Below are 26757 nucleotides of genomic sequence, written 5' to 3'. Positions count from 1 at the left end.
CTTGCTCAACTTCTCTAACGATTTGAAGTTTTAAGGACATGCTGTAATCTCGCTGGGTGCGCTTTACATAATTCGTGTATTCTTCCATAACGATTGTTTTTGTGTATCGCTATTTCAGGACGGGACAAATACTAATGTAAAAAAGCTGTTACTTGAAGGTAACAGCTTTTTTTTATTTCAATAATTGTCTGGCCTTTTCTAAATCTTCAGCGGTGTCTATACCAATACCTACATGAGTAGTCTCTACCATTTTGATTCGTTTCCCAAATTCTAAATAACGTAGTTGTTCTAGTTTTTCAGAAGCTTCTAGAGATTTCATTGGTAAACTGTAAAAATCCAATAACGCTTGTTTTCTAAAAGCGTAAATACCGATATGATGCATATAGCGTACGCCGACATTAATCTCTCTTGGATAAGGAATTACAGAACGTGAAAAATATAAAGCAAAACCATTTTGGTCCACCACAACTTTTACATTGTTTGGATTATTAATTTCATTTTCATTTGTAATTTCTCGCATCAAGGAAGCCAAATCCACATGTTGGTTGGTATCGTTTTTAAATACTTCAATCACTTTTGCCAAGGGTTCAGCATTTATAAATGGTTCATCACCTTGCACATTGACCACGACATCAACATCAAGATTTTCAACTGCTTCTGCAATACGGTCACTCCCCGACTCATGTTCTTTGATACTCATAATTGCTTTTCCTCCGTTTGATACAATTTCGTTATAAATTAAATCGGAGTCGGTTACCACAAACACATCATCAAAAAGCTGAGTGTTAATTGCGGCTTCATAAGTTCTTCTAATCACTGTTTTTCCACCTAAATCTTGCATTAATTTTGCTGGAAATCGGGTTGATGCGTATCGAGCGGGAATGACTGCTATTATTTTCATTGTTTTATTTTTTGCCGCAAAGGCGCTAAGAGGTGAAGTTTTTTTGAATTTAAAATTTGATTGAACAAATATATAAAATACATACTTTCCAATGTTACTAAATACTTTAGCCAATTCGAACCGAGGTCATACTTAACGAACCCGCTACTAATTTGTCATTGAATAATTGTATTTCTTCGCTTTTGTCTTTTAAACCCAAAGTATAGATTAAAGGCAAAAAATGCTCGGGAGTTGGAATAGCCAACTGAAACGCTTGACCTTGTTTTTCGTAATCGAGTAATGGTTGAAAATTGCCATCCAGTAAAAGTGAATTAATGGTAGCTCTAGCCTCTATAGCCCAATCATAGCCATAATCATCTTTCTCAAAATTATAAAAATCGACCAATCGTAAATTATGAATGATGTTGCCACTGCCGATAATCAAAATACCTTTTTCACGCAAACGACTCAATTGTTGCGCCAATTGAAAATGATATTCAGCGGGTTTTGAATAATCTATACTCAATTGAATGACAGGAATATCAGCCTTTGGATATAAATGTTTGATTACACTCCAAGCACCGTGGTCTAATCCCCAATGATGGTCTAATTCAACCGCTGTAGGAAGCAATAATTCTTGAGTAATAGTAGCTAATTCAGGACTTCCGTGAGCGGGATATCGTACCTCAAACAACTCTTTTGGGAAACCACCAAAATCGTGAATGGTTTTCGGCATTTCCATAGCGGTTACTTTCGAACCTTTGGTAAACCAATGAGCCGAAACACACAAAATAGTATTAGGTTTAGGTAGGTTTTTGGCCAAATTGCGAAATCCAGTAACAAACTGATTTTCTTCGATTGCATTCATTGGGCTTCCGTGACCTAAAAACAAAACTGGCATCTTTTCGGTAGTCGAAAAAGAACTTGCTATTTTATCTAAATCGTTTATACTTCGCATACCTTTTAGTTATTTCGTTGAATCAAATCCCATAGATTTCCGTAGATGTCTTTAAAAACAAGAACTTTACCGTAGTCTTCGGTTTTGGGTTCACGTACAATTTCGATATTGTTATCTTTTAAATTTTGATAATCTCTATCAAAATTATCTGTATTTAAAAACAAGAAAACACGCCCTCCCGATTGGTTGCCTATACTTTGTTTTTGAATAGCACCATCAGCTTTGGCTAACAATAAACTAAATTCTTGACTTCCTTTGGGTGCTACTAAAACCCATCTCTTAGTTTCAGACAAGGCAGTATCTTCAACCAAATCAAAATGCAATTTATCTACGTAAAACGAAAGGGCTTCGTCATAATCAGCCACCAACAAAGCAATATGTGCTATTTTTTGTTTCATTTCAAATTTAGTCTACAAAACTATCGTTTTTAAATCCTATCAAATATAGCTTATTTTTAGCACGTGTCATTGCGGTGTACAACCAGCGAATATAATCGGTGTCGATTCCGTTGGGTAAATATGGCTGTTCTATGAAAACCGTGTTCCACTGCCCACCTTGCGATTTATGACAAGTGATGGCATAGGAAAATTTAACCTGAAGCGCATTAAAATACTCGTTGTTTTTGACCTTCTGAAATTGTTTGTATTTGGTCTCGCCTTCGTAATCTTTCATCACTTCTTGGTACAACCTGTTCGATTCTTCGTAGGTTAAAGATGGAGATTCGCTTTTTATGGTATCCAATAACAAAACAGTTTCCAAAGGTTTTTGGTTCGGATAATCGACCATTCGGATTTTGACTTTCGCGAATTTGAAACCGTACAACTCTTTGATTGCGAATATCTCTAATACTTCGATAATGTCACCATTGGCTACAAAACCAGCTTCGTCAGAATCTTTTAGCCAAAAGTAATTGTTCTTGACCACCATCAAGAAATCTCCTGTGGCCAATTCACTTTCTTTATCTAATATTTTGGCTCGAATTTGTTCGTTGTACTGATTTGCTCTTTTGTTGGAACGCACAATAAAAGCGGTATCCTCAATGCTGTAGTTGCTATAAGCTGAATGAATCGCATCTTGAATATCGTATCCATCCACAAGTCGGACGATATCTTTGAATTTTTTCAAATCAAATTGATACTCGGTCACAAAGGCATCGTTTAGCAATTCACGCAAAGCCGTTGCATTGTATAAAATACCTGAGTTTTCTTCTTGACGCATCACTTCATCGAGTTCGATATGGTCAATTTCTTTATTATAATGAAGCGATAAAGTATCAATATCTAAGGCCGGACTTATATCCAGATTGACTGGAGGCAACTGTGCGGTATCTCCCAAAAGAATCATCTTGCAATTGGTTCCCGAATACACATACGAAATCAAATCATCTAAGAGTGACCCATTTTCATATAATTTCGAATCCGAATTGGTATCCGAAATCATAGAAGCTTCATCGACGATAAAAATGGTGTTTTTATGTTTGTTGGGTTGCAAGGTAAAAGAAACACCTCCTCCAGATGTTTTTTTAGGAAAATAGATTTTCTTGTGAATCGTAAAAGCAGGTTTTTCAGAATAATTAGCGATTACTTTTGCGGCTCGACCCGTTGGCGCTAATAAAACGGCTTTTTTGTTGATGCCCGACAAGCTATTCACAAGAGTAGAAATTACCGTAGTTTTTCCCGTTCCTGCGTACCCTTTCAAAACAAAAATGGTATTATTCTCAATTTCAGTTAGAAAAATAGCAATTTTCTGAAAAAAAATATCCTGTTGGTACGTAGGCTGAAAAGGAAAATTTTTCTGTAAAAAACTATAAAATTGAGAGGAATTCATGGAGTGAAATTTGGATACAAAGTAACGGAAAGTTTTCTATTGCATAGACAATTTTCAAAGGCAATTTCATTTTTGTCACAGCCACAAATGGTATAATTTTATTTGTTGATTGAAAAAGTGGTAACCCTTTAATTTTGTGTAATTTTATTTTATAATTACCATTAAGATTGCATTACTCCTTGAATTTGGCTATTGTTATTGCTATTAAAATTTGTAAGTTTGCGTAGTCGAAAAAAAGCAAAAAAAGATGAGTATCACCGAAAAGAAATACAAAAAATTAGCACTTCAAGTATCATTGACAGGTTTGTCTTTTTGTTGTTTCGACACTTTAAATAAAAAAATCCTTTCTTACAACGAAGTTCATTTTGATACCTTTCATAAAGCGTCCAAAATTGAAGAACTTTTTGCTGATGCCTTTCGAGATTTTCCAGAATTAAAAGATAGCTATGACGAAATTGTAGTCATTCACAACAATACCTTATCTACGTTTGTACCTTCTGCACTATTTGATGAAAATTATTTAGGAAGTTATTTGCAATACAACACCAAAGTGTTCGAAACCGATTTTTTTGCCTACGATACCATTGCCAATTACGAAATGAATACCGTTTACATTCCGTACGTGAACATCAATAATTTTTTTATTGACCAATTTGGTTCCTTTGATTATAAGCACGCTAACAGTATTTTGGTGACCAAAATTTTAGAAGCTTCCAAAAATAATGACAATAAAAAAATGGTCGTTCATTTCAATACAGGTCATTTTGAAATCATAGTGGTGCAAAACCAGCAACTATTGCTTTTCAATTCGTTTGAATACGCCACACCTGAAGATTTCTTGTATTATATTCTTTTTACAGCAGAGCAATTAAGTTTAAATCCAGAAAATTTTCCATTGGAAATTATGGGAAATATTAACGAAGAAAGTCCCTACTATCAACTTGCTTACCAATACATCCGAAACATTTCTCTTTTTGATGTAAGCAGTTTGCAACGCAGTAATTCTTTTTCAGAAGCCATCAACAGACAACATTTTATACTATTCAACTCATGAGAATCATTTCAGGAAAATACAAAGGAAGACGCATTCAACCGCCAAAAAACCTGCCGGTGCGTCCCACTACCGATATGAGTAAAGAAGCTTTGTTCAATGTGTTGAACAATCATTTTAGTTTTGAAGGATTGAAAGTGTTGGATTTATTCTCAGGCACCGGAAACATCAGCTACGAATTTGCCTCTAGAGGAAGTTATCCAATTACTTCAGTAGATGGTGATTTTGGTTGTGTAAAATTCATCAAACAAGTAGCTGCCGAATATGATTTTACGATTGCGGCTACCAAGAGCGATGTGTTTAAGTTTTTAGAAAACTGCAAAACCACTTACGATATTATTTTTGCTGATCCTCCATACGGTTTAGACCAAGCTACATTTGAAAAAGTGGTGCTTTTGGTTTTTGAAAAAAACTTGCTCAACGAGGAAGGAATGATGATTATCGAGCATTCTAAATACACCAAAATGGAGCATTTGGATAATTTTTCGTTTCAAAAAAGTTATGGCGGTTCCTTTTTTAGCTTTTTTGAATTCAACAATACTGATGACGAAGAAGAGTTAGATGATGACGATTTTGAAGTGACCGATTCAGAAGAAGAATAAAAATATAGAGTCTTTGCAAAGCAAAGACTTTTTTTTTGAAAAAAATGCAGACCTATAAGCCGGATTCTGTATTTCGTTCCGAAAATTCAGAACGAAACCCTTATCATTTATCTAGACTTACAATTACTTGTAAGCTCAAGCTATCTACCCTTCAGCAACGAACGAGAAGCCCTTAAATGCTGATATACTTGATATTTCACCGCATAGAGTTTACCTGGTTTCACTACAGCATTACCTGTACATACTTTCTGTTGCACTTGTCCTAATCTCGTCCGTAAAGACCAAACCGACGGGTGTTACCCGCTATGCTTCTCTGTGGTGTCCGGACTTTCCTCCCTTCGCCTAGGCGAACGACGATAAGGCGGTCTGCGGTGCAAAAGTAACTTTTTTAAACTTGATTTCCTTGTTAAAGTCAATTTTCTAGGAGGTAATTACTTTACTGATGCACGACTAGTTGTTTTCATTCTGAATTTTAGTTTGTTAAAATAGTTTGTAAACGGTTTATGAAAAAGAGAAGTATTTAAATAGCCCTGATTGCAGCGGCATCCTTTTTTAGATCGTAGGTTTTTTTAACCTGTGGCCTAAAAAAGATATAGCGGAAAGCAGGACGACTCGTGAATGATAACGGGAATTGCTGCTCCTAATCATCCTTCAGATTACAAGGATGCGATAGAAAAATCGGTTGGCAAATCGTTTACTTCATTATTTTTTTGATTGTCAATGGGATATTAGAAATTTGAAAAGATTTTTTGGCAAATAAACCATTTTGAACATCAAGAAATAAACAAAAAAGCTATATTTGCTTTCGAATCATAGGACAACAATGGAACAATTTATAGTATCTGCACGTAAATATCGCCCGCAAACATTTAAGGATGTTGTAGGTCAAAAAGCGATTACCAATACGCTACTGAATGCTATAGAAAACAACCATTTGGCTTCGGCTTTGTTGTTTACAGGGCCACGTGGTGTGGGAAAAACGACTTGCGCTAGAATTTTGGCGCGTAAAATTAACCAGCCCGGTTATGATGACCCCGAAGAAGATTTTGCGTTCAACGTATTTGAGTTGGATGCGGCTTCGAACAACTCGGTGGACGATATTCGAAATTTGATTGACCAAGTTCGAATCCCTCCACAAACGGGACAATACAAAGTGTACATCATCGACGAGGTGCATATGTTGTCTTCGGCGGCGTTTAATGCTTTCTTGAAAACATTAGAAGAGCCACCAAAACACGCCATTTTTATTTTGGCTACTACAGAAAAACACAAAATCATTCCAACGATTTTGTCTCGCTGTCAGATTTTTGATTTCAAACGTATTACGGTAAAAGATGCCAAAGAACACTTGGCTGATGTTGCCGAAAGTCAAGGCATTCAATTTGAAGATGATGCGTTGCATATTATTGCTCAAAAAGCAGATGGAGCAATGCGTGATGCGTTGTCTATTTTTGACCGTGTGGTTTCTTTTTGTGGTTCGAATTTGACAAGACAGGCTGTAACCGAAAATCTAAATGTTTTAGACTACGAAACCTACATCAACATCACCGATTTGGTTTTGGAGAATAAAATTCCAGATTTGTTATTAGCTTTCAATACTATTTTGTCCAAAGGTTTTGATGCGCATCACTTTGTATCGGGCTTAGCGTCTCACTTTAGAGATTTGTTGGTAGCGAAAACTCCTTCTACCCTAAGTTTGTTAGAAATGGGAGAACAAGCACAACAACTATATGGTGTGCAAGCTCAAAAATGCAGTGCCGACTTCTTATTAAAAGGAATCGAAATTGCCAATGACTGTGATTTGAAATACAAAGTCAGTCAGAATCAACGCTTACTAGTCGAACTTTGTTTGATGCAATTGGCCTCTATCACTTTTGATGGAGAAAAAAAAAAAGCTGAGTCTTTCATAATTCCGCCTACTTATTTCCGTAAAAATGACTATTCGATAACCGAAGTGGTCAAACCTGCTATTGCCTCTGCACCAGAAACTCCTGTAGTTACTCCACAACCAACTGAAGTTATTCCTAATACAGAAACCACAGTAGAAAAACCAGTAATTGCAGCACCTATAGCACCCGTTTTAACTTCAGACGAGCCTAAAATTTCGGCATTTTCATTATCGAGTATTCGTGCCAAAAAAGCGCTTGAAGAAAGTAGTAAATCGATTGTAAAAGAGGTCGTTCATTCGCCTACAGAAGCATTTACAGAAACCGAAATGCTGTTGCAATGGACAAAATATGCCCAAAAATTAGGCAGCAAAGGCTTCAAAATTATGGAATCGTTATTGCTGATTAACGACCCAAAATTAGACGGTACAAGAATTACAATTGAATTACCAAACGAAGGTTCCAAATTGGATTTTGAAAGTCAAAAACACGGACTTTTAGGACACCTGAAAGGACATTTGCACAATCACGAAATCACTATTGATGTGATTGTAAACGAAAGCATCGAAATTAAAAGGAATCTTAACGACCAAGACCGTTATAATCGATTAAAAGAAATAAATCCCACCATCGATTTGTTACGTTCTACTTTTGGTTTGCACGTTGATGCGTAAAACAGAGTTTTGCCTTATTAGTTTCTAGATTTCTTTTAAAAATAATTATATCTGAATCGGATTACTTCAAAAAAGTAATCCGATTTTTTTGCTGTATACCATTCGGTTATTAGAAATCATGTTTAAAGTAGTAGGTAAAAACAGTAGGTTTATTTTATTTAACAATAAGTACTTATAATTCCTTTTTTAAAAGCTTAACTTACAATAAAATAAGAGATAAGGCATTTATCAGTTTATTTATTTACAACTTAAATCTATGAATTATATAACTTTTTCAAAAAGTTGTGTAATGAATTACAATAGTATTCTATCACCTTTGTATTACCTCTAAATCCCCAACCGGTTTGAAACTTTACATAAAATATATGGTCAGTAATCGATGCAAATTAGCCGTAAAAGAACAACTCAAAGAAATGGGGTTGCACTTTATTATGGTCGATTTGGGTGAAGTAGAAATTATGGAAACGCTTACTATCGCTCAACGTGATGTACTTAAAAAAAGGCTTTCTAGTTCTGGTTTGGAACTTATGGATGATAAAAAAGCCATTTTAATTGAAAAAATAAAAAATAGTATCATTCAGATGGTGCATCATCCTAGCGAAGTCATCAAAGTAAATTTCTCTGATTATTTGAGTGAAAAATTAGACCATAATTATACGTATCTCGCCAATCTATTTTCAGAAGTACAAGGTACGACCATTGAACAATTTATTATTTCTCACAAAATAGAACGCATTAAAGAATTAATGATTTATGGTGAATACAACATTACCGAAATCGCTTGGAAAATGGGCTATAGTAGTGTAGCGCATTTGTCAAGTCAATTCAAAAAAGTCACTGGTTTATCCCCTTCACATTTTAAACAACTCAAGGACAAAAGGCGTTGTCCTATCGAGGATATTTAACATTACTTCCCTCAATAGCTAGAATACATTGACGCTTTTGACAAAAATCCATTTAAAAAACATTCAAAAGCAACCGCAATGAATCATACTAATAAAACCCCAGAACTAGAAAACTATATTAATTCTTTAGAGCGTGCGTCGCAATATTTACTAAGCCTTATTGAGGCAAGTCGTGACCCTTTATTTGCAATCAGTACAACTGGTAAAATAATGGATGTCAACGAAGCCTCTGTGTTGGCAACAGGAGTATCAAAACAACAACTAATTGGCTCTGCATTTGTAGGGTATTTTACCAATCCAAAACAAGCAAAAATCGGATATGACCTCGTGTTTTCGGAAGGATTTGTGACCGCTTTTCCATTAACCATAAAAGACCACAAACTAACAGATGTTTTATTTAATGGTGCCATTTACAAAGATGAAAACGGAAAAACCATTGGTGCTGTGATGATTGCCAGAGACATTACAGAGCAAAAAAGAATTCAAAATGAATTGACTGAAGCTAAGATTATTGCAGAAACTGCCACTAAAAATGCAGAGGAAGCCGTAAAAACGAAACAGCAATTTCTCTCTAATATGAGCCACGAAATTCGAACACCAATGAATGCCATAATTGGTTTTACTAAGGTCGTACTTAAAACAGAACTTAACGCCAAACAAAAAGAATATTTGATGGCTATCAAAATGAGTGGTGATGCGCTTATTGTTTTAATCAATGATATTTTGGATTTGGCCAAAGTGGATGCAGGTAAAATGACTTTCGAAAAAACACCTTTCAAACTCAATTTATCTATCAAAGCTATGCTGCATCTTTTTGAAACTAAAATTCAAGAAAAAAACCTTCAATTGATCACCAACTATGACCCTACAATCCCCGAAGTACTGCTTGGAGATGCTATCCGTTTGCATCAAATCATATTAAACTTGGTAAGTAATGCAGTGAAATTTACCAATAAAGGAACGATTACCGTAAGTGTAACTTTAATTAACGAAACTAAAGAAAAAGTAACATTGAAGTTTTCGATTGCTGATACTGGTATTGGCATCAAAGAAAAAAAAATAAACGAAATTTTTGAAAACTTTAGACAAGCCACAAGTGGAACCTCAAGACTATTTGGAGGTACAGGACTAGGTTTGGCAATTGCAAAACAATTGGTAGAAGCACAAAATGGACAAATAGAAGTAAAAAGTAAAGTGAATAAAGGGTCAACATTTAGTTTTACGCTCGCTTTCGAAAAAACCAATGCTGATGCAGTATTAGAACCCGAAATCATTGAATTGAATACCGATATCAAAAATACTAAGATTTTAGTTGTAGAAGATATGGAGCTCAATCAACTCCTTATGAAAACACTTTTAGATGATTTTGGTTTTGAGTGTGATATTACTGCCAATGGGAAACTGGCCATCGAGAAATTAAGAACCAAAAATTACGATATCATTTTAATGGATTTACAAATGCCTGAAATGAATGGTTTTGAAGCCACTATTTATATTCGTAATGTAATGAAACTTCAAGTTCCGATTATTGCTTTAACGGCTGACGTAACAACTGTTGATGTAGAGAAATGTAGAGCGGTTGGTATGAACGATTATATTGCCAAGCCTGTAGATGAACGATTGTTGTACAGTAAACTTATTGCATTTTCTAAAAGACCTATCCTAATCATTGAACATACAAAAGGAGAGAAAAAAAACAAGGATACTTTTAAATATATCGATATGAGTTATTTATACAAACTCACCAAATCGGATCCTAATCTTATGAGCGAAATGATTAAAGCGTATTTAGAACAAACGCCTTCGCTTATTTTGAGTATCAAACAAAGTTTGGCAGACAAAGATTGGAAAACTATGCAAGCCGCCATTCATAAAATGATTCCCTCCTTCTCTATTATGGGTATTAATCCCGATGCACTAAACATCGCTAAGAAAATTCAAGAATACGCATTTACCATAGAAATTAATGAAGAAATCAATGCATTAGTTTTAGAATTAGAAAAAAATTGTTCGCAAGCATGCCTAGAACTTGAAAATGAATTGAACAAAATAAAAAAATGAAATTGTGAAAAACGACACTAAAATAAAACTATTTCTGGTAGATGACGATATGATTTTCTTAAAGATGTTGGCTATCGAATTTCTACAACATGGAGATTTTGATATTGAAACATTTGAAACGGGTGAATTGTGTTTGGAAAATTTACACAAAAATCCAGACATCATCATTCTAGATTTCTATTTGGATGGAATAACCAAATCGGCTATGAATGGACTAGAAACATTGGATAAAATCAAAAATAGCAATCCAAATATCCCTGTAATTATGCTCTCTAGTCAAGACAAAATAGACGTAGCTGTAAGTTGTATGCATCACAAAGCATTTGATTATATAGTAAAGAGCGAAACTGCTTTTTTACGTTTACAAAAAACAATTGATACTATTTTTAAATATCAAAAAATGGAAAAAGAACTCAATTGGTACATCGACAGAATGTAAAATAATTTAATAGTATTCCAAAATTTAGGATTAAACAATTACACTTTATAAACTACATTTCTTCATTCACAAAAGAATCTTATAACTTTTGCATAAAATTCTATAATACTTTGACAAATTTAGCAACGCATCTTTGTTAAACATTTAAAAGTATATAAAAATGAAAAAATCAATTCTTATTCTAGCACTTATCGGTACTATTTTTACTTCTTGTAAAACAGCGCAACAAAAAGAGAATGCGGCCAAAACTAATGTAGCAGAAGCCAAACAAGATTTAGCCGATACTAGAGCCGACAATGCCGCCGAGTGGAAAAGTTACAAAGCTGCTGCTCAAATCAAAATTGCCGACAACAAAAAGCAAATCACAGTACTTAAAGAAAAAATGAACAAACCAGGCAACACGTTTGATGGAATGTACAGAAACCGTATAGAAAAATTAGAAGCCAAGAATATGGACCTCGAAAAAAAATTAAACGGATATGATGGTAACGCGACACAATGGGAAACCTTCAAAGGAAATTTTAATCGCGATATGAATGAAGTAGGCGAAAACATCAAAGATTTATTCAACTAAGAATAATGCGAAAATCAAAAAAGCGAGATACATTCTCGCTTTTTTTTTGTGCTTTAATCTCAAAAAGAATTGAGAAAAGTGTGAATAACACAAGTTTTCACAAAAGTTGTGTAACACCACATCTTTAAAATCGAATCACCTTTGTATCAAATAATTTAACAACCAAACATTATGAAAAAATTACTTTTTCTATGTATATGTATCGGTTATACATTTGCATCAAACGCACAAACTGAAGATAAAAAATGGAATCTCGGGCTTCATGGCGGAGTTACTCAATATCAAGGTGATTTAGGGCATGACTTTTACAAAACCAAAAACTCTATGTATGGGTTTGGAGGACTATCTGTATCAAGGTATTTGAACCGCTATTTAGATGCCAACCTATTACTTTCAAAAGGAACTTTAGGCTATAACAATGGCACAACAGCAGGTTTTAGAAATGATTATTCTGCAGTAGCTTTAAACTTGAGATTCAATTTTGTAAGTTCAGAATATGCAATTAGACCTTATGTTTTTGGAGGTGTAGGTGTACTTCTATTTGATAGTCAACTTAATTTTCACAAAGAAAAAATTGATTATGCCTTGCCTACTGCGGGTGGAGGGATTAACTTTCGATTGACTCCAATTGTTTCCTTAAACATACAAGAAACCTTTATGTTTACAGATAATGATGGTAGAGATGGTTCAGTTAAAGGTAAAAAAGATGATTTTCTTACTCATATGGTAGGATTAACTTTTAATCTTGGCGATACTAAAGATACAGATAACGATGGAGTTTCTGATAAAAAAGACAATTGTCCAGACACCCCAAGTGGTATTGCGGTGGATAAAAAAGGATGCCCATTAGATAGAGATGCTGATGGCGTAGCTGATTATCTAGACAATTGTCCAGACCTAGCAGGAACTTCTTCTTTAAACGGATGTCCAGACAAAGACAATGATGGCGTAGAAGATGCCAAAGACCGTTGTCCTGACCAAGCTGGAACAGTAGCCTTGAATGGTTGTCCTGATGCCGACAAAGATGGAGTGGCTGATATAGATGATCAATGTGCCAATACCAAACCTGGTACCAAAGTTGACACCAAAGGTTGTCCTATGGATAGTGATAACGATGGCGTAACCGATGATATAGACAGATGTCCTAATGTAGCCGGAATTGCTGGTTTGAAAGGTTGTCCAGATACAGATGGTGATGGAGTTGCTGATTTAGATGACCGTTGTCCAAACGCAAAAGGAACTATTGAAAACAAAGGTTGTCCTGAAATCACCAAAGCTGATGTGGTCAGAATAACTTATATTGGAAGCAAAATTTTCTTCGAAAATGATTCAGATAAACTAAAAGTGGCTTCATTGTCACAATTAGACGAACTGACTAAAATATTAGAAAAATACGAAGGTGCTAGCTTAACCATCGAAGGACATACCGACAGTGTAGGAACTGCTGTTTATAACGAAACGCTTTCGCAAAAACGTTCCAATTCAGTCAAGTTATATTTGATAGAAAAAGGAATATCAGAAGGTCGTTTAACTGCGGTGGGTTATGGAGAAAGCAAACCTATTGCATCTAACAAATCAGCCTTAGGAAAAGCCAAAAACCGTAGAGTAGAATTGAAAACCAATTATTAATTCAGTATTTGATTTTAGCAAAAAAGACGACTTTAAAAGGTCGTCTTTTCTGTTTTTAAACCCTAGGAATCTTATAAGTTTTACTAAAAGTTATACAACAAGATCGCTCCACATATAGACGACCTTTACCAAAAGTAGTATTCACCATCAATCTCCCAATTATTATGTTAGAAGTAAAAAAAGAAGGAATCATATTAGAAAAAACGCTAATGGGTTTTGAAATTGATGGCGTTTTGAATCCAGCGGTAATCATGCATGAAGGAGCCATTCATATATTTTATAGAGCGGTGGGCAAAGGAAACTATTCCAGTATTGGCTATGCCAAATTAAAATCGCCATTGGAAGTTGAAGAACGTAAAGATATGCCCTTAATCTTCCCTCAATTTGAATATGAAGAACACGGAGTTGAAGATGGAAGAATTGTAAAAATCAATGAAACTTTTTATTTGACCTATTGTGCGTATGATGGGGTAAATGCCTTAGGAGCTTTAGCCACTTCTACCGATTTAATGCATTGGGAAAAACAAGGAATTATTGTGCCTCAAATCATGTTTGACGAGTTCAAACGATTGGCTGAAACCAAAGGAAAAATCAACGAAAAATACTTGCGCTACAACAGTCATGATCGCATTAGAGAACGCAAAGGAAAAAAAGTTTGGGTTTGGGATAAAAATGTTATCTTTTTTCCAAGAAGAGTCAATGGTAAACTACTTTTTCTTCATAGAATAAAACCAGACATTCAATTGGTATCCATAAACGACCTGACAGAATTGACTACTGATTTTTGGCAAAACTATTTGCTACAATTCAAAGACACCATCGTACTAGAACCCAAGTATGAACACGAAATAAGTTACATCGGTGGAGGATGTCCTCCTATAGAAACCGAAAAAGGCTGGCTACTTATTTATCATGGGGTACATGATACCGTGAAAGGATATGTGTATTGTGCATGTGCGGCTTTGCTTGATTTGGAAAATCCACAAAAAGAATTGGCACGATTGCCTTACCCTCTTTTCAAACCAGAGACAAAATGGGAATTAAAAGGAGAAGTAAATAATGTTTGTTTTCCAACTGGAAGCGTGGTTGACAAAGACACTCTTTACATTTATTATGGCGCAGCCGATGAAAGAATTGCCTGTGTTTCACTTCATCTACCTGATCTACTTACCGAACTGCTACTTAATCTAAAATAACATGAAAATGAAATCAAACAAAAACCTCAATTTGTTTCCGCTACAAAGAATCAAAAACAAAACTGTCTTGCCTGAAATTCTTTTCATTACGTCTTATCCTCCAAGAGAATGTGGTATAGCTACCTACTCTCAGGATTTAATTTTTGCTTTGAATAATAAATTCAAGAAATCATTCAAACTCAAAATAGCAGCTTTAGAAACTCAAAATGAAAGTTATTCCTATCAAGAAGATATTGATACAATTTTAGAAACTGATTCTCCTGAATCGTATATAGAATTAGCTAAAAATTGTAACGAAAACAGTAATCTATCTTTGGTTATTATTCAGCATGAATTCGGACTATTTCATTCTAATGAAGGGGATTTTTTGTTGTTTTTAAAAGCCTTAAACAAACCCATAATAATAGCTTTTCATACGGTTTTGCCACAACCAGATTTAGTATTAAAAAAAATGATTTTGGCAATAGATCTCTATGCCACAGCTTTTATTGTGATGACACAAACTTCGGCCAAAATAATTGCGAAAGAATACCTCATAGCTCCCAATAAAATCATGGTTATTCCACACGGTACGCATTTGGTAGAGCATATCAATAAAAATATCTTGAAGGAAAAATATCAAGTTACAGGCAAAAAAATCATTTCCACTTTTGGTCTCTTAAGTTCTGGAAAATGCATCGAAACTTCGATAAATGCCCTAAAAACTATCATAAAAACACACCCTGAAGTGCTCTTTTTGGTGATTGGTAAAACACATCCTACGGTTATAAAAAACGAAGGAGAAGCCTACAGAACAAGTTTAGAAACCAAAATCAACAATTTAGGGTTAAATGACCATGTGAAATTCATTAATAAATACTTGCCTTTGAATGAGTTGTTAGAATACTTACAACTCACTGATATTTACTTATTTACTTCTAAAGACAGAAATCAAGCAGTATCAGGTACGTTCTCCTATGCTATTAGTTGTGGTTGTCCTATTATCTCTACTCCTATTCCACATGCAGTAGAAGTCTTAAAAAACGGAACGGGCATCATCATCGATTTTGAAAACCCAGAGCAACTCGCCAAAAATGTCATTCATTTGTTAAATAATGAACAATTGCGACAAGACATTTCCTCAAACGGAATTCATAAACTAGCACCAACCGCTTGGGAAAATTCGGCCATTACTCATGCGCTTTTGTTTCAAAAAGTGAGCCGTCGGAAAATTCAATTGCGCTATAAAATTCCACCTCTCAATTGGAATCATGTCAAAAACATGACTACTGATTTTGGAATGATTCAGTTTGCAAAAATCAATCAACCTGATATAAGCACTGGATACACTTTAGACGATAATGCTAGAGCATTGGTTGCTGTTTGCCAACATTATGAATTAACAAAAGACACGAGTGATTTGGTAATCATTGAATTGTATTTCAATTTCATCAAGTTTTGTTTACAACCCGATGGGCATTTTCTAAATTATGTTGATAAAAACCGAAAATTCACACTTCAAAACTCAGAAAACCTAGAAGATGCTAATGGTAGAGCCATTTGGGCACTAGGAAATTTAATTGCAATTAGTGATTTACTTCCCTTACCATTGGTAAACGAATCCAGAAAAACAATGCAATTGGCCTTGTCTACAGCACAGGCAATTCATTCAACTCGAGCGATGGCTTTTATCATCAAAGGGTTATATTATAGTCATTCGGCTAATTTTAATTTCGAAAATACTTTATTGCTAAAAACCTTAGCCGATCGATTAGTCCAAATGTACAAACATGAATCAGATGAAGAATGGGAATGGTTTGAAAGTTATTTAACGTATGGAAACAGTATTTTACCAGAAGCTTTGCTGTGTGCCTATTTAGTAACAAACAATCCTATTTATCAAACAATTGCCAAAACATCATTTGATTTTTTACTTTCAAAAACGTTCAATGATGATGCTATAAAAGTTATTTCTAATCAAGGGTGGATGCACAACAAGGTTCAAATTACTGAACCTAAAAAAGGAGGCGAACAGCCAATTGATGTGGCTTACACAATAATGGCATTGAGCAAATTTTACGACCATTTTGATGAAGAAAAGTATTTGAAAAAAATGGAGATCGCTTTTGAATGGTTTTTGGGTAAAAATCATTTGCATCAAATTATTTACAACCCATGCACAGGAGGGTGTTATGACGGCTTAGAAGAAACCTATATCAATTTGAATCAAGGAGCTGAATCGACAGTAAGTTATATGATGTCACGATTAACAGTAGAAAAATATATAAAAACAAAGAAAAAAACTAAAACTAAAAAATATGCTCTTCCGCAACCCTCAAAAAATGGAACCTTACCCAAAACTACAATTATAAGTGCCGAATAAAATTATATGAGAACCGCAATAAATAAAATGCTCGAAGAAATTGGAGAATTTTCGCTTTTTGGAGGACGTTTTTTTAGAGAAATTAGCACCTCCCCTTTTCAAATTAACGAATTCATTCGGCAATGTTATGCCATCGGATACAAGTCACTTCCATTAGTGACCATCACTGGGTTTATCATGGGATTGGTCTTGACGATTCAATCCCGTCCCACGATGACAAAATTTGGAGCCGAAAGTTGGTTGCCAAGTATGGTTTCATTATCGTTAATCAGAGAAATTGCTCCCGTAATCACAGCACTTATTTGTGCTGGGAAAATTGCTTCCGGAATTGGTGCCGAATTGGGCGCTATGAAAGTAACGGAACAAATTGATGCTATGGAAGTATCGGCGATCAATCCATATAATTATTTGGTGGTAACACGCATTTTGGCTACTACTTTGATGGTGCCGCTTTTAGTTATTTATGCGGATTTTGTTGGGATTTATGGTGGCTATATCGGATACAATGTAAGAGGCACAATGGGATTGTACCGCTATTTTTCGGATGTATTTGAACACTTAGAGTTTTTAGATTTAATGCCAGCAATTATCAAAACTTTTTTCTTTGGTTTTTTTATTGGATTGATTGGTTCCTATAAAGGTTTCAATGCTTCTAGCGGAACAGCTAGTGTTGGGATTGCAGCCAATGAAGCAGTCGTTATGGCCTCTCTTTCTATTTTTATTATCGATATGGTAACGGTTCAAATAACCGATTTATTTTTTTAATAATGGAGAAAGAACCACTCATCAGTATCAAAAACGTATGGAAATCTTTTAAAAAAAATAAAGTTTTAAAAGGGTTGAATCTATCTGTAAACAAAGGAGAAAGTCTAGTCATTTTAGGACGATCTGGCTCTGGAAAATCCGTTTGTATCAAATGCATTGTGGGTTTGATTAAAGCCGATAAGGGACAAATTCTCGTTTTTGGTTCGGATGTAACCAAGCTAAAAACGGAAGTCCTAAACAAAATCAGAATCCGAATTGGGTTCATGTTTCAAAATGGTGCCCTGTATGACTCGATGTCTGTTAGAGACAATTTAGCCTTTACTTTAAAACATCATACCAAAGACTTAGAAGCATCCCAGATTGAGAAACAAACGATAGAAGCTCTTGAAGCTGTGGGATTATCAGAAGCTATTGATAAAATGCCTTCAGAATTATCAGGTGGAATGCGAAAACGAGTTGGTTTAGCAAGAACATTAATCATTCAACCTGAAATTATTTTGTATGACGAACCTACTTCGGGACTTGACACAATTACGGCTAGGGAAATTAGTGAATTGATTGTTTCCATTCAAAAAAAACAACACACGACTTCAATTATCATTACGCATGATATGGCTTGTGCAAAAGCTACAAGTGACCGAATTATGATTTTAAATGAAGGGGTAATTCATGCCGAAGGAACTTATTCTGAGTTAGAGAATAGTAATGACGAATGGGTACAATCGTTTTTCATATAGAAAGCTAATCAAAAATTAATAAAATATTCGATACTAAAATCGTAATCCTTTAGGCAGCTATTGGGAAATGGTTATCATTCATAAAACCATTACGGGGCAACAGAAAACATATACTATGGCAAATTCATCAAATTATACTTGGAAATTAGGAGCATTTGTTCTTTTGGGAGCAACATTGTTTGTCATCACAATCTATTTTATAGGAAAAAATAAAAATCTTTTTGGGAGTACATTTCGCTTGCGGTCAGAATTCAAAAATGTTAGCGGACTTAAAGTGGGCAATAATGTTCGCTTTTCTGGAATTAATGTAGGAAGTGTAAAAAACATCGAGTTTGTATCAGACTCTGCAGTGATTGTGGAACTAATTATCAAAGAAGAGATTCAACCTTATATCAAAAAAGATGCGCAAGCTAGTATTGGAACAGACGGCCTGATGGGTGACAAAGTTCTTACGATTTCACCAGGAACTTCGTCAAATGAAATTGTGAAAGACAACGCGACCATCGTTTCTGTAAAAGCCATAGAACTTGAAGATTTGATGAAAAGTTTGCAAAAAAGTGTTGATAATGCTCAAATAATTACCCTTCAACTTTCGGAATTTAGTTTGAAAATTAATAAAGGAAAAGGAGCTTTAAATAAAGTGTTGACCGATGAAGAATTTGCTAACCAAATTGATCAAACAATGAAAAATTTGAAAATAAGTTCAGATGAATTTGCCGTTTTTAGTAAAAATATGAATGACAAAAATGGAACTTTATCACAATTAATGACCAATCCAGCATATGCTGCATCCATAAAAAAAACGGTAACCAACTTAGAAAAAAGCACTTATGAAATAGATGTTTTTTCTAAAAAATTAAATAGCAGTCGTGGCATCTTATCCAAATTAGTGGATGATGAACGACTAGCTGCCTCACTCGATTCTTCTTTAACCAATATTGAAAAAGGTTCTAAAAATTTACTAGAAATCGAAGAAGCTGCTAAACACAATTTTTTGCTAAGAGGTTTTTTTAGAAAAAAAGCCAAGGCTGAAAAAAAAGAGAACTAAAACTACACCTTGTAAAACCTAGGAATAAAACAAGTTATAGGCATAGTTATGTAACACTTACTGGACTCAAAAGCAAGAACTTTGATCAGTAATGAAAACTATTTCATTGCTTTAAATCAAAACACAATGGCTACTATAATTACAAGTGCAAAAAAAGAGAAAAGTCCAGAAGTTGAGAGTCAAAAAATAGTAAAAAACCACGAAAAGGCAGCCTTACATCATGAAAAAGCGGCCAAACTACATCGTGAAGCAGCTAAATTTCAAAAAGAAGGAAACAGTACAATGGCATGTGGATGCAATTGCAAGGCCAAAAATGAAACTGATTTAGCTAAAAAAATTCAGAAGAAAAACCAAAAAAAACAATCACAGTTTGCCTAGCCAACAGATTCGCCTTAGAATAAACCCAAAAAAGCATCCTTTACTTGGGATGCTTTTGTAATTGTATAGTTATGAAAACTATTGAAGAACTCAACAAAAATATTCTTAAAATTACTCAAACGATTCAAAATGAGTTCCCTGAACTTATGCCTTTTTTGAACGAAATGACCATAACAATTCCAATGTTACATTCGCCAGAAGTAGATCAAAAAGCTTTATATGATTATTATAACTCCTTGAGAAATCTACTGATGAAGTATGCCCCAAACCACAATGTTCTATTTCAATCTATCTAAAAAATCATGAAAAACACCTTAAGAAAAGCTATTTATTTGGATCATTATACGGCGATGGTATTTGATTATAACAATCAAATGGCGGTACTAGAAAAAACTATAGCATCTGAAATGAATCCTTTTGTGAAAGAAGAAATTCTACAAAAAGGTGAAAGCCACTGGCACAACAAAGAACAAGATTTACAACACGCTTTTTATAAAAAAATAATAGCCGAGGTTGCTCCTTGTAGCGAAGTTTTTTTCTTTGGTCCAACAACTGCAAAAACCGAATTAATAAATATCATTCAAGATAAACCCCAGTTTGATGCAATAAAAATTTACAGTAAGAACATTGATAAAATAACAGAAAATCAAAAAATTGAATTGATAAATGCCACATTTAAAATTCCATAAAATGAAAAATCAATCACTACATATTGAAGTGCTTTTCGAAAGACTTACATTAATAGTAACCAAAGTCTTGGGGAGTTATTTCGCGTTTATCTTGGCTTTAACACTAGTACTTTTTTGGTGGAGTACAAATTTATTTACTTCCGATAATTGGCATCAAAATATTGGTGATATCATTTTCGGTTTTACTTTTTTGAGTTTGTTTATTATCCAAAAATCTTTCAATCGCTATTCGGCTTTGATACACTTGAAAATGAATGAACTCATTTCCTCACACGAAAGGGCCAAAAATACGGTAATGAATACAGGCAATAAAACAGAAAAAGAAATAAGAGAACTTTCGGAAGAATACATAGAATCTGATGCTACATTCGAAAAAGAAGTTAATAATGCTTTGAATGATGTAAATACAGAAAACCAAGTATGAGTTTTTCAAATTAAGCTATTTCAAAATACTAATGCCTTCAACTTTAATTAATAAATAAAACAACAATCAAATGAAAAAAACAATTGTAATGACTAGCCTGCTTATAGGTTTAAGCTGGTGTTCACAAGGACAAACTATTTCAAAAAACGCACTTGGACTAAGAATTGGCGATAACGATGGTTTTGGAGGAGAACTTTCCTATCAAAGAAAAATGGCTACAAACAACCGATTAGAACTGGATTTGGGATGGCGCAGTAGTAATAATATTGACGCGCTAAAATTGGCAGGAATTTACCAATGGGTTTGGAATATTGACGGAGGTTTTAATTGGTATGCAGGTGTTGGTGCTGGATTAGGTTATTGGAATCATGATGACAATCTCAATGATGACAATGGTGTTTTTGCTTTCATAGCTGGCGACTTAGGTATTGAATACGACTTTGACGTTCCTATCCAAGTATCACTTGATATTAGACCTGAATTGTATTTTAATTCAAATGATTATCGTGATAATAATTTTGGACCAGACATTGCTTTGGGAATCCGATATCGATTTTAAGTGAGATAATGTGTGAATATTATAACTCTTAATTAAAATAGTACAATTCAAAATTCTTGAGCTTTTGCACCTTTGTACAATCAGGAAAATACATTCTTGATCTAAATTTTATCATCATGAATACTACAGAACTTAAAGGAGATTGGGAAGTACAAAAAGGGAAACTCAAACAAAAATTTGCCAAACTAACAGATAACGACTTATTATTCTTAGATGGAAAAAAAGACGAAATGTTGGGTAGAATTGAAAAAAAATTAGGCAAAACCAAAGCCGAATTAAAAAGGATTATCGAATCGCTTTAATCCATTAATTGAAATACAATAGAATCATGAAAAAATCCATTTATACCTTTGCAGTAACTGCATTTTTTGCAGCAATACTATTCACTGCTTGTAAATCGAACACAGAAAAAGAGGCAGACGCTACCGAAAAAGTCATTGATGCCAACGAAAATCTTGATGCAGTTAACGAAGACATCAATGATGACGAAGCCAATAAGGCCAACGATATAGAGTGGCAAACGTACAAAGAAGAGGTAAATGCAAGTATTTCTGCTAATGAAGTTCGCATTGCTGAACTGAAAGCCGCTTTAAAAAAAACAGGTAACACTTTTGATGCCAATTATTCTAAAAGCATTCAATCCTTAGAAGATAGAAATGCTTCGTTGAAAATGAAAATCAAAAATTACGAGAACAATCAAACCGATTGGGATTCCTTTAAACGAGAAGTTGATTCGGATATGACCGAATTAGGAAAAGCCTTCAAAGACTTGACAGTAAAAAACAAAAAGTAATCTTCTAGAAAAACAGAAGTGATTGAAACGAAAAAAGCAAAGGGTAATCCTTTGCTTTTTTTTATTTAGATTTTTCCGTAATACATTGCTTTTACAATACCATCTGAAAGTCCAATTTTCGGCACGTAAATTTGACGGGCTCCACTCCACTTCATAGCATTCAAATAAATGCGAGTCGCAGGTACAATTACGTCGGCACGGTCTGAATTCAATCCCAATTGCGAAATACGTTGTTCGTAAGTTAATGAACTCAAATAGGCATATTGCGAATTAATATATATATAAGACAATGGTTTATCTTGCTGTTTACCAGACATCTTAAACAACTTATTGATGTTCCCTCCAGAACCAATCAAAGTAACTTCGTCATAATCGGCAGTGTTGGTTCTAATCCATTTTTCGATTTCTTCCCAAACGACATCATGTACCATTTCGTTTAGTAAACGTACAGTACCCGCTTTGAAAGAACGAGAATTAACCATTTTTCCATTAGAAAATAAAGTGAACTCCGTACTACCTCCACCTACATCTACAAATAAGTAGGTTTCATCTGTTTTTAATAAATGATGTAAATCAGTAGAAGCAATAATAGCCGCTTCTTTTTTACCATCTATGATTTCAATTTTGATATCGGCTTTTTTCTTAATCAATGCCACCACTTCTTTGGCATTATAGGCTTCTCGCATCGCTGAAGTAGCGAAAGCTTTGTAACATTCTACTTTGTGCACCTTCATCAAAAGATTAAATGCCTTCATAGCATCGCACATTCGTTCTATATTCTCTGGAGAAATTTCTCCAACTGTAAAAGCGTCTTGTCCTAAACGAATAGGAACGCGTACCAATGAACTCTTACTGAATTGTGTTTCTTTTCCTTCTTGTTCAACAATATTAGCAATCAATAAACGCATCGCATTCGATCCTATATCAATAGCTGCATATTTTTTAATTTTAATCATATTTTCCCTCATTCATTTGTAACAGCATAATCCATTTAGATTATGCTTCTTCAGTAATTACTTCAAGTTTATTTTGATAATATTTATAAGTCTCGATTTGTGCTCTAAAAAGAGGCTCTCCATTTCTTTGTTTGTAATTGTTGTCTAAGTTTTTAGAATGATAGCGTGCTTTTACATTTCCTTTCCAGCCCAAATCAAAATGATCGATCAATTCATTTTTGATATCTTGGTCATAGATAGGACAAGTTACCTCTACCCTTGCATCTAGGTTTCTTCTCATAAAATCTGCCGATGAAATGTATACTTCAGGAATTCCTGCATTACCAAAAATATACACTCTAGAATGTTCCAAATAATTATCAACAATACTTATTGCTTCAATGTTTTCGCTTAGTCCAGGGATACCAGGTATTAAAGAACAAATACCTCTAACTTCTAATTGAATTTTGACTCCCGCTTTGCTAGCTTGATATAACTTATCAATCATTTCAAAGTCAGACAAACTATTCATTTTTAATTTTATGTAGGTTTTTCTACCTGCCAAAGCGTGCGTTATTTCACGATCTATTAATTTCACAAACTTACTTCGGGTGTAATGTGGAGAAACAATTAAATGCTTGTAGCGATGTACTCTATAATTTACATCAAAGAAATCAAAAATCTTATTGATGTCTTTTAAAATCTGCTGATGGCTTGTGAAAAGGGTTACATCGGTATATACTTTAGCGGTTGACTCATTGAAATTACCCGTAGATACAAAGCCATAACGTTTTATTTTGTCTTTTTCTTGTCTTTCGATTACACAGATTTTGCTATGCACTTTTAAGCCTTTGATTCCAAATATTAATTCTATGCCTTCTGTTTTCATTTGTTCAGCATATGAAATATTGGAGGCTTCATCAAATCGAGCTTGTAATTCGATTTGAACCGTAACTTTTTTACCATTCTTGGCAGCGTTGATTAAAGAACTAATAATCTGTGAATTCTTCGCCAGACGATACAAAGTTATTTTGATAGAAAGCACTTTTGGATCCAATGCAGCTTCTCTTAAAAACTTAGTCAAATAAGAAAACGATTGATAAGGCGCATTCAACAAATAATCTTTTTCACTTATTTTTTCAAGCATACTCCCTTCTAGACTTAAACCAGGAATTGGCAACGGTACATTAGACTTGTACAATAAATCAAATCGACCTAAGTTTGGAAAGTCCATATAATCTCTTCGGTTGTGATAACGTCCTCCTGGAATGATACTATCAGTAGAAACAATATGCATTTTATCCAAAAAGAAATTGAGCGTATCCTCTTCTATTTCTTGGTCGTAAATAAAACGAACAGGCTCTCCAATTCGACGGTCTTTTACACTCAAAGCAATTTTCTCGATCATACTTTTACTCAAATCGCTATCGATATCTAATGAGGCATCTCTAGTAATTTTTATCATGTGAGCTGATATGCTTTGATAGGAGAAAATATTAAAAATGCTACTTAAATTTTGACGAATCACATCATCTAAAAGAATTACATATTGTTTTTCGTTCTTTGAAGGTAACACAACAAATCGATTGATTGTTTTAGGAATTTCGATTACAGCATAGCGCACTTCTTCCTCCTTTTTCATAACCAATTTCACTGCCAAATAACCAAAGGTATCCTTAAGCAAAGGGAATTCGGCTAGGTCATTCAAAATGATAGTAACTAATTCAGGGCTTACTCTTTGAATGAAAAAATCTTTTAGATAGTTTTCCTGATCTTTATCTAAATCATTCTCGTTGATAATGTAGATATTTTCTTTTTGTAACTGACTCTCAATTTCATTTAATATATTCAAACTTTCAGCTTGGTGTTCTATTACAATTTCTGTAATTTCTTTGACCAATTGTTGAGCAGAAACACCTCCTAAATATTTCTCACCTGAAATTCCAGAAAGACTTAATCTACGGATGGCTGCAAATCGAACTCTAAAGAATTCATCTAAATTGTTGGAAAATATACCTAAAAAACGCAATCTATCTAATAAAGGAACGGAATCATCAGCGGCTTCTTGCAAAACACGGGCATTAAAAGCTAACCAACTTTTTTCTCTGTCAATATATTTATGTATCAAAACTTTATTTATTTTAAATCTTTAGGAATAATTACTTTTAAAGTTTTACCTTTTTCTATGGCACTCCAATCGTCTACATCAAATTGTAGCGAAACAAACCCAGATGTAGGAACATTTTCAATAAAAACGTCACCAAATTTATTAACAAAATTTGTAATTGCCCCATTATGTCCAAAAAGAATTACACTATCAAATTCATTTTTACAGGATTTAATCACCTTAGTTAATTGATTTTCATCAAAAGTATACAAATCCTCTTTGTAAATAATACTCTCTATGGGATAGGATAAATTTTGAGCAAAAATTAAAGCGGTTTGAGAAGCTCGTTCTGCCACACTTGTCCAAAGCAAATAGGTTTTAGGTAAATACTTTGAAACATAGCTAGATACAAGATGTGCCGCTTGTAAACCGTTTTTAGACAAGGGTCTGTCTCTATCCTTTAAGGGTGTTTCCCAACTTGATTTTGCATGCCGAACTAAGATTAAATTTTTCATGGTATTTCGGATTAATTAGTTCTACTACTCTTTAGCTTTAGGCTTTTGTCTTTTTTAAAATCAATCATTGATTTTTTTAGACTCTTAAATTACGGTTAATTTCTTAGTCTCCATTCAACGAAATACAAATTAACAATTGTTTAATCTTTATTTATTAAAATGAATATGATAATGAAAGACTAAACAAAAAATCAACATTACTAAACTATTGAATTTGATGTATTTAATAAAAAAAGTCTTTATACGTAGGAAATAGATTGTTTAAAAAAATATTCGAAACAAAAAAATAAAAAATATAACATATAATACATTTGGCGAGTTGCATGTAGGATTACAAATATGTACTTTTTTATATTTTGAATTAGACGTCTTTTTACTTGAAAAGAAATCCAATTCAAAATAAATTAGACAGATACTTTTATTTATAAAAATAAATATGTAAATTACTAATAATTAATACCATACAATAATAAAAAACTATTGACCAACTGGATTTAAATGAATTCAAATGCAAAAATAGCTATTATGAAAACAAGAATTATCACTTTCATTACGATGTTACTAGCTGCGGTGGTTTATGGTCAACAAGATGCACAATTCACTCAGTACATGTACAACACCATTAGTATTAACCCTGCGTATGCAGGTAGTCGCGGAGTTATGAGCATATTTGCGCTGCATCGTACCCAATGGGTAGGTTTGGATGGAGCACCCACTACTAATGCCGCCTCAATCAATACGCCTATTAGCAATAGTAATTTAG

At 34.0% G+C, this 26757-nt stretch carries 28 protein-coding genes and 1 other RNA gene; 21 read left to right on the top strand and 8 right to left on the bottom strand.

Annotated elements, in window-relative coordinates; translation table 11 throughout:
• Window positions 1-172: 172 nt before the first annotated feature.
• The 4 genes from kdsB to WFZ86_RS19080 form a co-directional block, all read right to left on the bottom strand.
• The gene (gene kdsB / locus WFZ86_RS19095; protein ID WP_342693423.1) at window positions 173-901 is read right to left on the bottom strand and encodes a 3-deoxy-manno-octulosonate cytidylyltransferase; all 729 of its coding nucleotides are present in this window, start codon (window positions 899-901) and stop codon (window positions 173-175) included.
• A gap of 106 nt (window positions 902-1007) precedes the next feature.
• On the bottom strand, window positions 1008-1838 hold the full coding sequence (gene ygiD / locus WFZ86_RS19090; RefSeq protein WP_342693422.1) for a 4,5-DOPA-extradiol-dioxygenase: 831 nt from the start codon (window positions 1836-1838) through the stop codon (window positions 1008-1010).
• A 5-nt stretch (window positions 1839-1843) separates the two neighbouring features.
• On the bottom strand, window positions 1844-2236 hold the full coding sequence (locus tag WFZ86_RS19085; RefSeq protein ID WP_342693421.1) for a VOC family protein: 393 nt from the start codon (window positions 2234-2236) through the stop codon (window positions 1844-1846).
• 7 nt (window positions 2237-2243) lie between these two features.
• Window positions 2244-3665, bottom strand: a complete 1422-nt coding sequence (locus WFZ86_RS19080) for an ATP-dependent DNA helicase (RefSeq protein ID WP_342693420.1) — start codon at window positions 3663-3665, stop codon at window positions 2244-2246.
• A gap of 247 nt (window positions 3666-3912) precedes the next feature.
• Between WFZ86_RS19080 and WFZ86_RS19075 the strand changes: the two genes are divergently transcribed.
• On the top strand, window positions 3913-4719 hold the full coding sequence (locus tag WFZ86_RS19075) for a DUF3822 family protein (protein WP_342693419.1): 807 nt from the start codon (window positions 3913-3915) through the stop codon (window positions 4717-4719).
• Window positions 4716-5318, top strand: a complete 603-nt coding sequence (locus WFZ86_RS19070; RefSeq protein ID WP_342693418.1) for an RsmD family RNA methyltransferase — start codon at window positions 4716-4718, stop codon at window positions 5316-5318. Before WFZ86_RS19075 ends, WFZ86_RS19070 begins: the two co-directional genes overlap by 4 nt.
• A 39-nt stretch (window positions 5319-5357) precedes the next feature.
• On the opposite strand, the gene rnpB is transcribed toward WFZ86_RS19070, so the two are convergent.
• An RNA gene (rnpB, locus tag WFZ86_RS19065) (RNase P RNA component class A) lies at window positions 5358-5691 on the bottom strand.
• A 450-nt stretch (window positions 5692-6141) separates the two neighbouring features.
• On the opposite strand from rnpB, the gene dnaX reads away from it, so the two are divergent.
• The 18 genes from dnaX (at window position 6142) to WFZ86_RS18975 (ending at window position 22437) form a co-directional block, all read left to right on the top strand.
• Window positions 6142-7878: a DNA polymerase III subunit gamma/tau gene (gene dnaX, locus WFZ86_RS19060; RefSeq protein WP_342693417.1), complete on the top strand. Its 1737-nt coding sequence runs from the start codon at window positions 6142-6144 to the stop codon at window positions 7876-7878.
• Window positions 7879-8243: 365 nt separating this feature from the next.
• Entirely contained in the window at window positions 8244-8783 is a 540-nt protein-coding gene (locus tag WFZ86_RS19055; RefSeq protein WP_342693416.1) for a helix-turn-helix domain-containing protein, read from the top strand.
• Window positions 8784-8861: 78 nt separating this feature from the next.
• The gene (locus WFZ86_RS19050) at window positions 8862-10844 is read left to right on the top strand and encodes a PAS domain-containing hybrid sensor histidine kinase/response regulator (protein WP_342693415.1); all 1983 of its coding nucleotides are present in this window, start codon (window positions 8862-8864) and stop codon (window positions 10842-10844) included.
• A gap of 4 nt (window positions 10845-10848) precedes the next feature.
• Window positions 10849-11283 carry a response regulator gene (locus tag WFZ86_RS19045; protein ID WP_342693414.1) on the top strand — a complete coding sequence of 145 codons (435 nt, stop codon included), beginning with the start codon at window positions 10849-10851 and terminating at the stop codon, window positions 11281-11283.
• A 160-nt stretch (window positions 11284-11443) separates the two neighbouring features.
• Window positions 11444-11857 (top strand): hypothetical protein, encoded by a 414-nt coding sequence (locus WFZ86_RS19040; RefSeq protein WP_342693413.1) that lies wholly within the window; start codon window positions 11444-11446, stop codon window positions 11855-11857.
• A gap of 171 nt (window positions 11858-12028) precedes the next feature.
• The gene (locus WFZ86_RS19035) at window positions 12029-13486 is read left to right on the top strand and encodes an OmpA family protein (protein ID WP_342693412.1); all 1458 of its coding nucleotides are present in this window, start codon (window positions 12029-12031) and stop codon (window positions 13484-13486) included.
• Between the two features lie 164 nt (window positions 13487-13650).
• On the top strand, window positions 13651-14682 hold the full coding sequence (locus WFZ86_RS19030) for a glycoside hydrolase family 130 protein (protein ID WP_342693411.1): 1032 nt from the start codon (window positions 13651-13653) through the stop codon (window positions 14680-14682).
• A gap of 7 nt (window positions 14683-14689) precedes the next feature.
• The gene (locus WFZ86_RS19025) at window positions 14690-17044 is read left to right on the top strand and encodes a glycosyltransferase (protein ID WP_342693410.1); all 2355 of its coding nucleotides are present in this window, start codon (window positions 14690-14692) and stop codon (window positions 17042-17044) included.
• A gap of 6 nt (window positions 17045-17050) precedes the next feature.
• Window positions 17051-17809, top strand: a complete 759-nt coding sequence (locus WFZ86_RS19020; protein ID WP_342693409.1) for an MlaE family ABC transporter permease — start codon at window positions 17051-17053, stop codon at window positions 17807-17809.
• 2 nt (window positions 17810-17811) lie between these two features.
• Complete coding sequence (locus tag WFZ86_RS19015) at window positions 17812-18546, top strand: ABC transporter ATP-binding protein (RefSeq protein WP_342693408.1); 735 nt, start codon at window positions 17812-17814, stop codon at window positions 18544-18546.
• Window positions 18547-18661: 115 nt separating this feature from the next.
• Window positions 18662-19594 (top strand): MlaD family protein, encoded by a 933-nt coding sequence (locus WFZ86_RS19010; protein ID WP_342693407.1) that lies wholly within the window; start codon window positions 18662-18664, stop codon window positions 19592-19594.
• A gap of 126 nt (window positions 19595-19720) precedes the next feature.
• The gene (locus WFZ86_RS19005; protein ID WP_342693406.1) at window positions 19721-19972 is read left to right on the top strand and encodes a hypothetical protein; all 252 of its coding nucleotides are present in this window, start codon (window positions 19721-19723) and stop codon (window positions 19970-19972) included.
• 71 nt (window positions 19973-20043) lie between these two features.
• Window positions 20044-20268: a hypothetical protein gene (locus WFZ86_RS19000; RefSeq protein WP_342693405.1), complete on the top strand. Its 225-nt coding sequence runs from the start codon at window positions 20044-20046 to the stop codon at window positions 20266-20268.
• Between the two features lie 6 nt (window positions 20269-20274).
• A complete protein-coding gene (locus tag WFZ86_RS18995; RefSeq protein ID WP_342693404.1) occupies window positions 20275-20661 on the top strand; it encodes a hypothetical protein in 387 nt (128 codons plus the stop codon).
• Window position 20662: 1 nt separating this feature from the next.
• Window positions 20663-21085, top strand: coding sequence for a low affinity iron permease family protein (locus tag WFZ86_RS18990; protein ID WP_342693403.1), 423 nt, complete (start codon window positions 20663-20665; stop codon window positions 21083-21085).
• Window positions 21086-21155: 70 nt separating this feature from the next.
• A complete protein-coding gene (locus WFZ86_RS18985) occupies window positions 21156-21644 on the top strand; it encodes a hypothetical protein (protein WP_342693402.1) in 489 nt (162 codons plus the stop codon).
• Window positions 21645-21760: 116 nt separating this feature from the next.
• Window positions 21761-21946 carry a CsbD family protein gene (locus WFZ86_RS18980; protein WP_342693401.1) on the top strand — a complete coding sequence of 62 codons (186 nt, stop codon included), beginning with the start codon at window positions 21761-21763 and terminating at the stop codon, window positions 21944-21946.
• Between the two features lie 26 nt (window positions 21947-21972).
• Window positions 21973-22437 (top strand): sll1863 family stress response protein, encoded by a 465-nt coding sequence (locus tag WFZ86_RS18975; RefSeq protein ID WP_342693400.1) that lies wholly within the window; start codon window positions 21973-21975, stop codon window positions 22435-22437.
• Window positions 22438-22502: 65 nt separating this feature from the next.
• Here the strand turns inward: WFZ86_RS18975 and WFZ86_RS18970 are convergent, their stop codons facing one another.
• From WFZ86_RS18970 to WFZ86_RS18960, 3 genes are read right to left on the bottom strand one after another with little or no spacing between them, the layout of a single operon-like run.
• On the bottom strand, window positions 22503-23393 hold the full coding sequence (locus WFZ86_RS18970) for a Ppx/GppA phosphatase family protein (protein ID WP_342693399.1): 891 nt from the start codon (window positions 23391-23393) through the stop codon (window positions 22503-22505).
• Window positions 23394-23433: 40 nt separating this feature from the next.
• Complete coding sequence (gene ppk1 / locus WFZ86_RS18965; protein WP_425402888.1) at window positions 23434-25500, bottom strand: polyphosphate kinase 1; 2067 nt, start codon at window positions 25498-25500, stop codon at window positions 23434-23436.
• Window positions 25501-25508: 8 nt separating this feature from the next.
• On the bottom strand, window positions 25509-25994 hold the full coding sequence (locus tag WFZ86_RS18960; RefSeq protein ID WP_342693398.1) for a SixA phosphatase family protein: 486 nt from the start codon (window positions 25992-25994) through the stop codon (window positions 25509-25511).
• A gap of 525 nt (window positions 25995-26519) precedes the next feature.
• On the opposite strand from WFZ86_RS18960, the gene WFZ86_RS18955 reads away from it, so the two are divergent.
• On the top strand, window positions 26520-26757 hold a 238-nt coding region (locus tag WFZ86_RS18955), incomplete at its 3' end, for a type IX secretion system membrane protein PorP/SprF (RefSeq protein WP_342693397.1).

Source organism: Flavobacterium polysaccharolyticum (genome assembly GCF_038739875.1).
Classification (GTDB): Bacteria; Bacteroidota; Bacteroidia; order Flavobacteriales; family Flavobacteriaceae; genus Flavobacterium; species Flavobacterium polysaccharolyticum.
The sequence above is the reverse complement of the archived record's forward strand: the minus strand, read 5'-3'. Positions and strand labels throughout refer to the sequence as shown.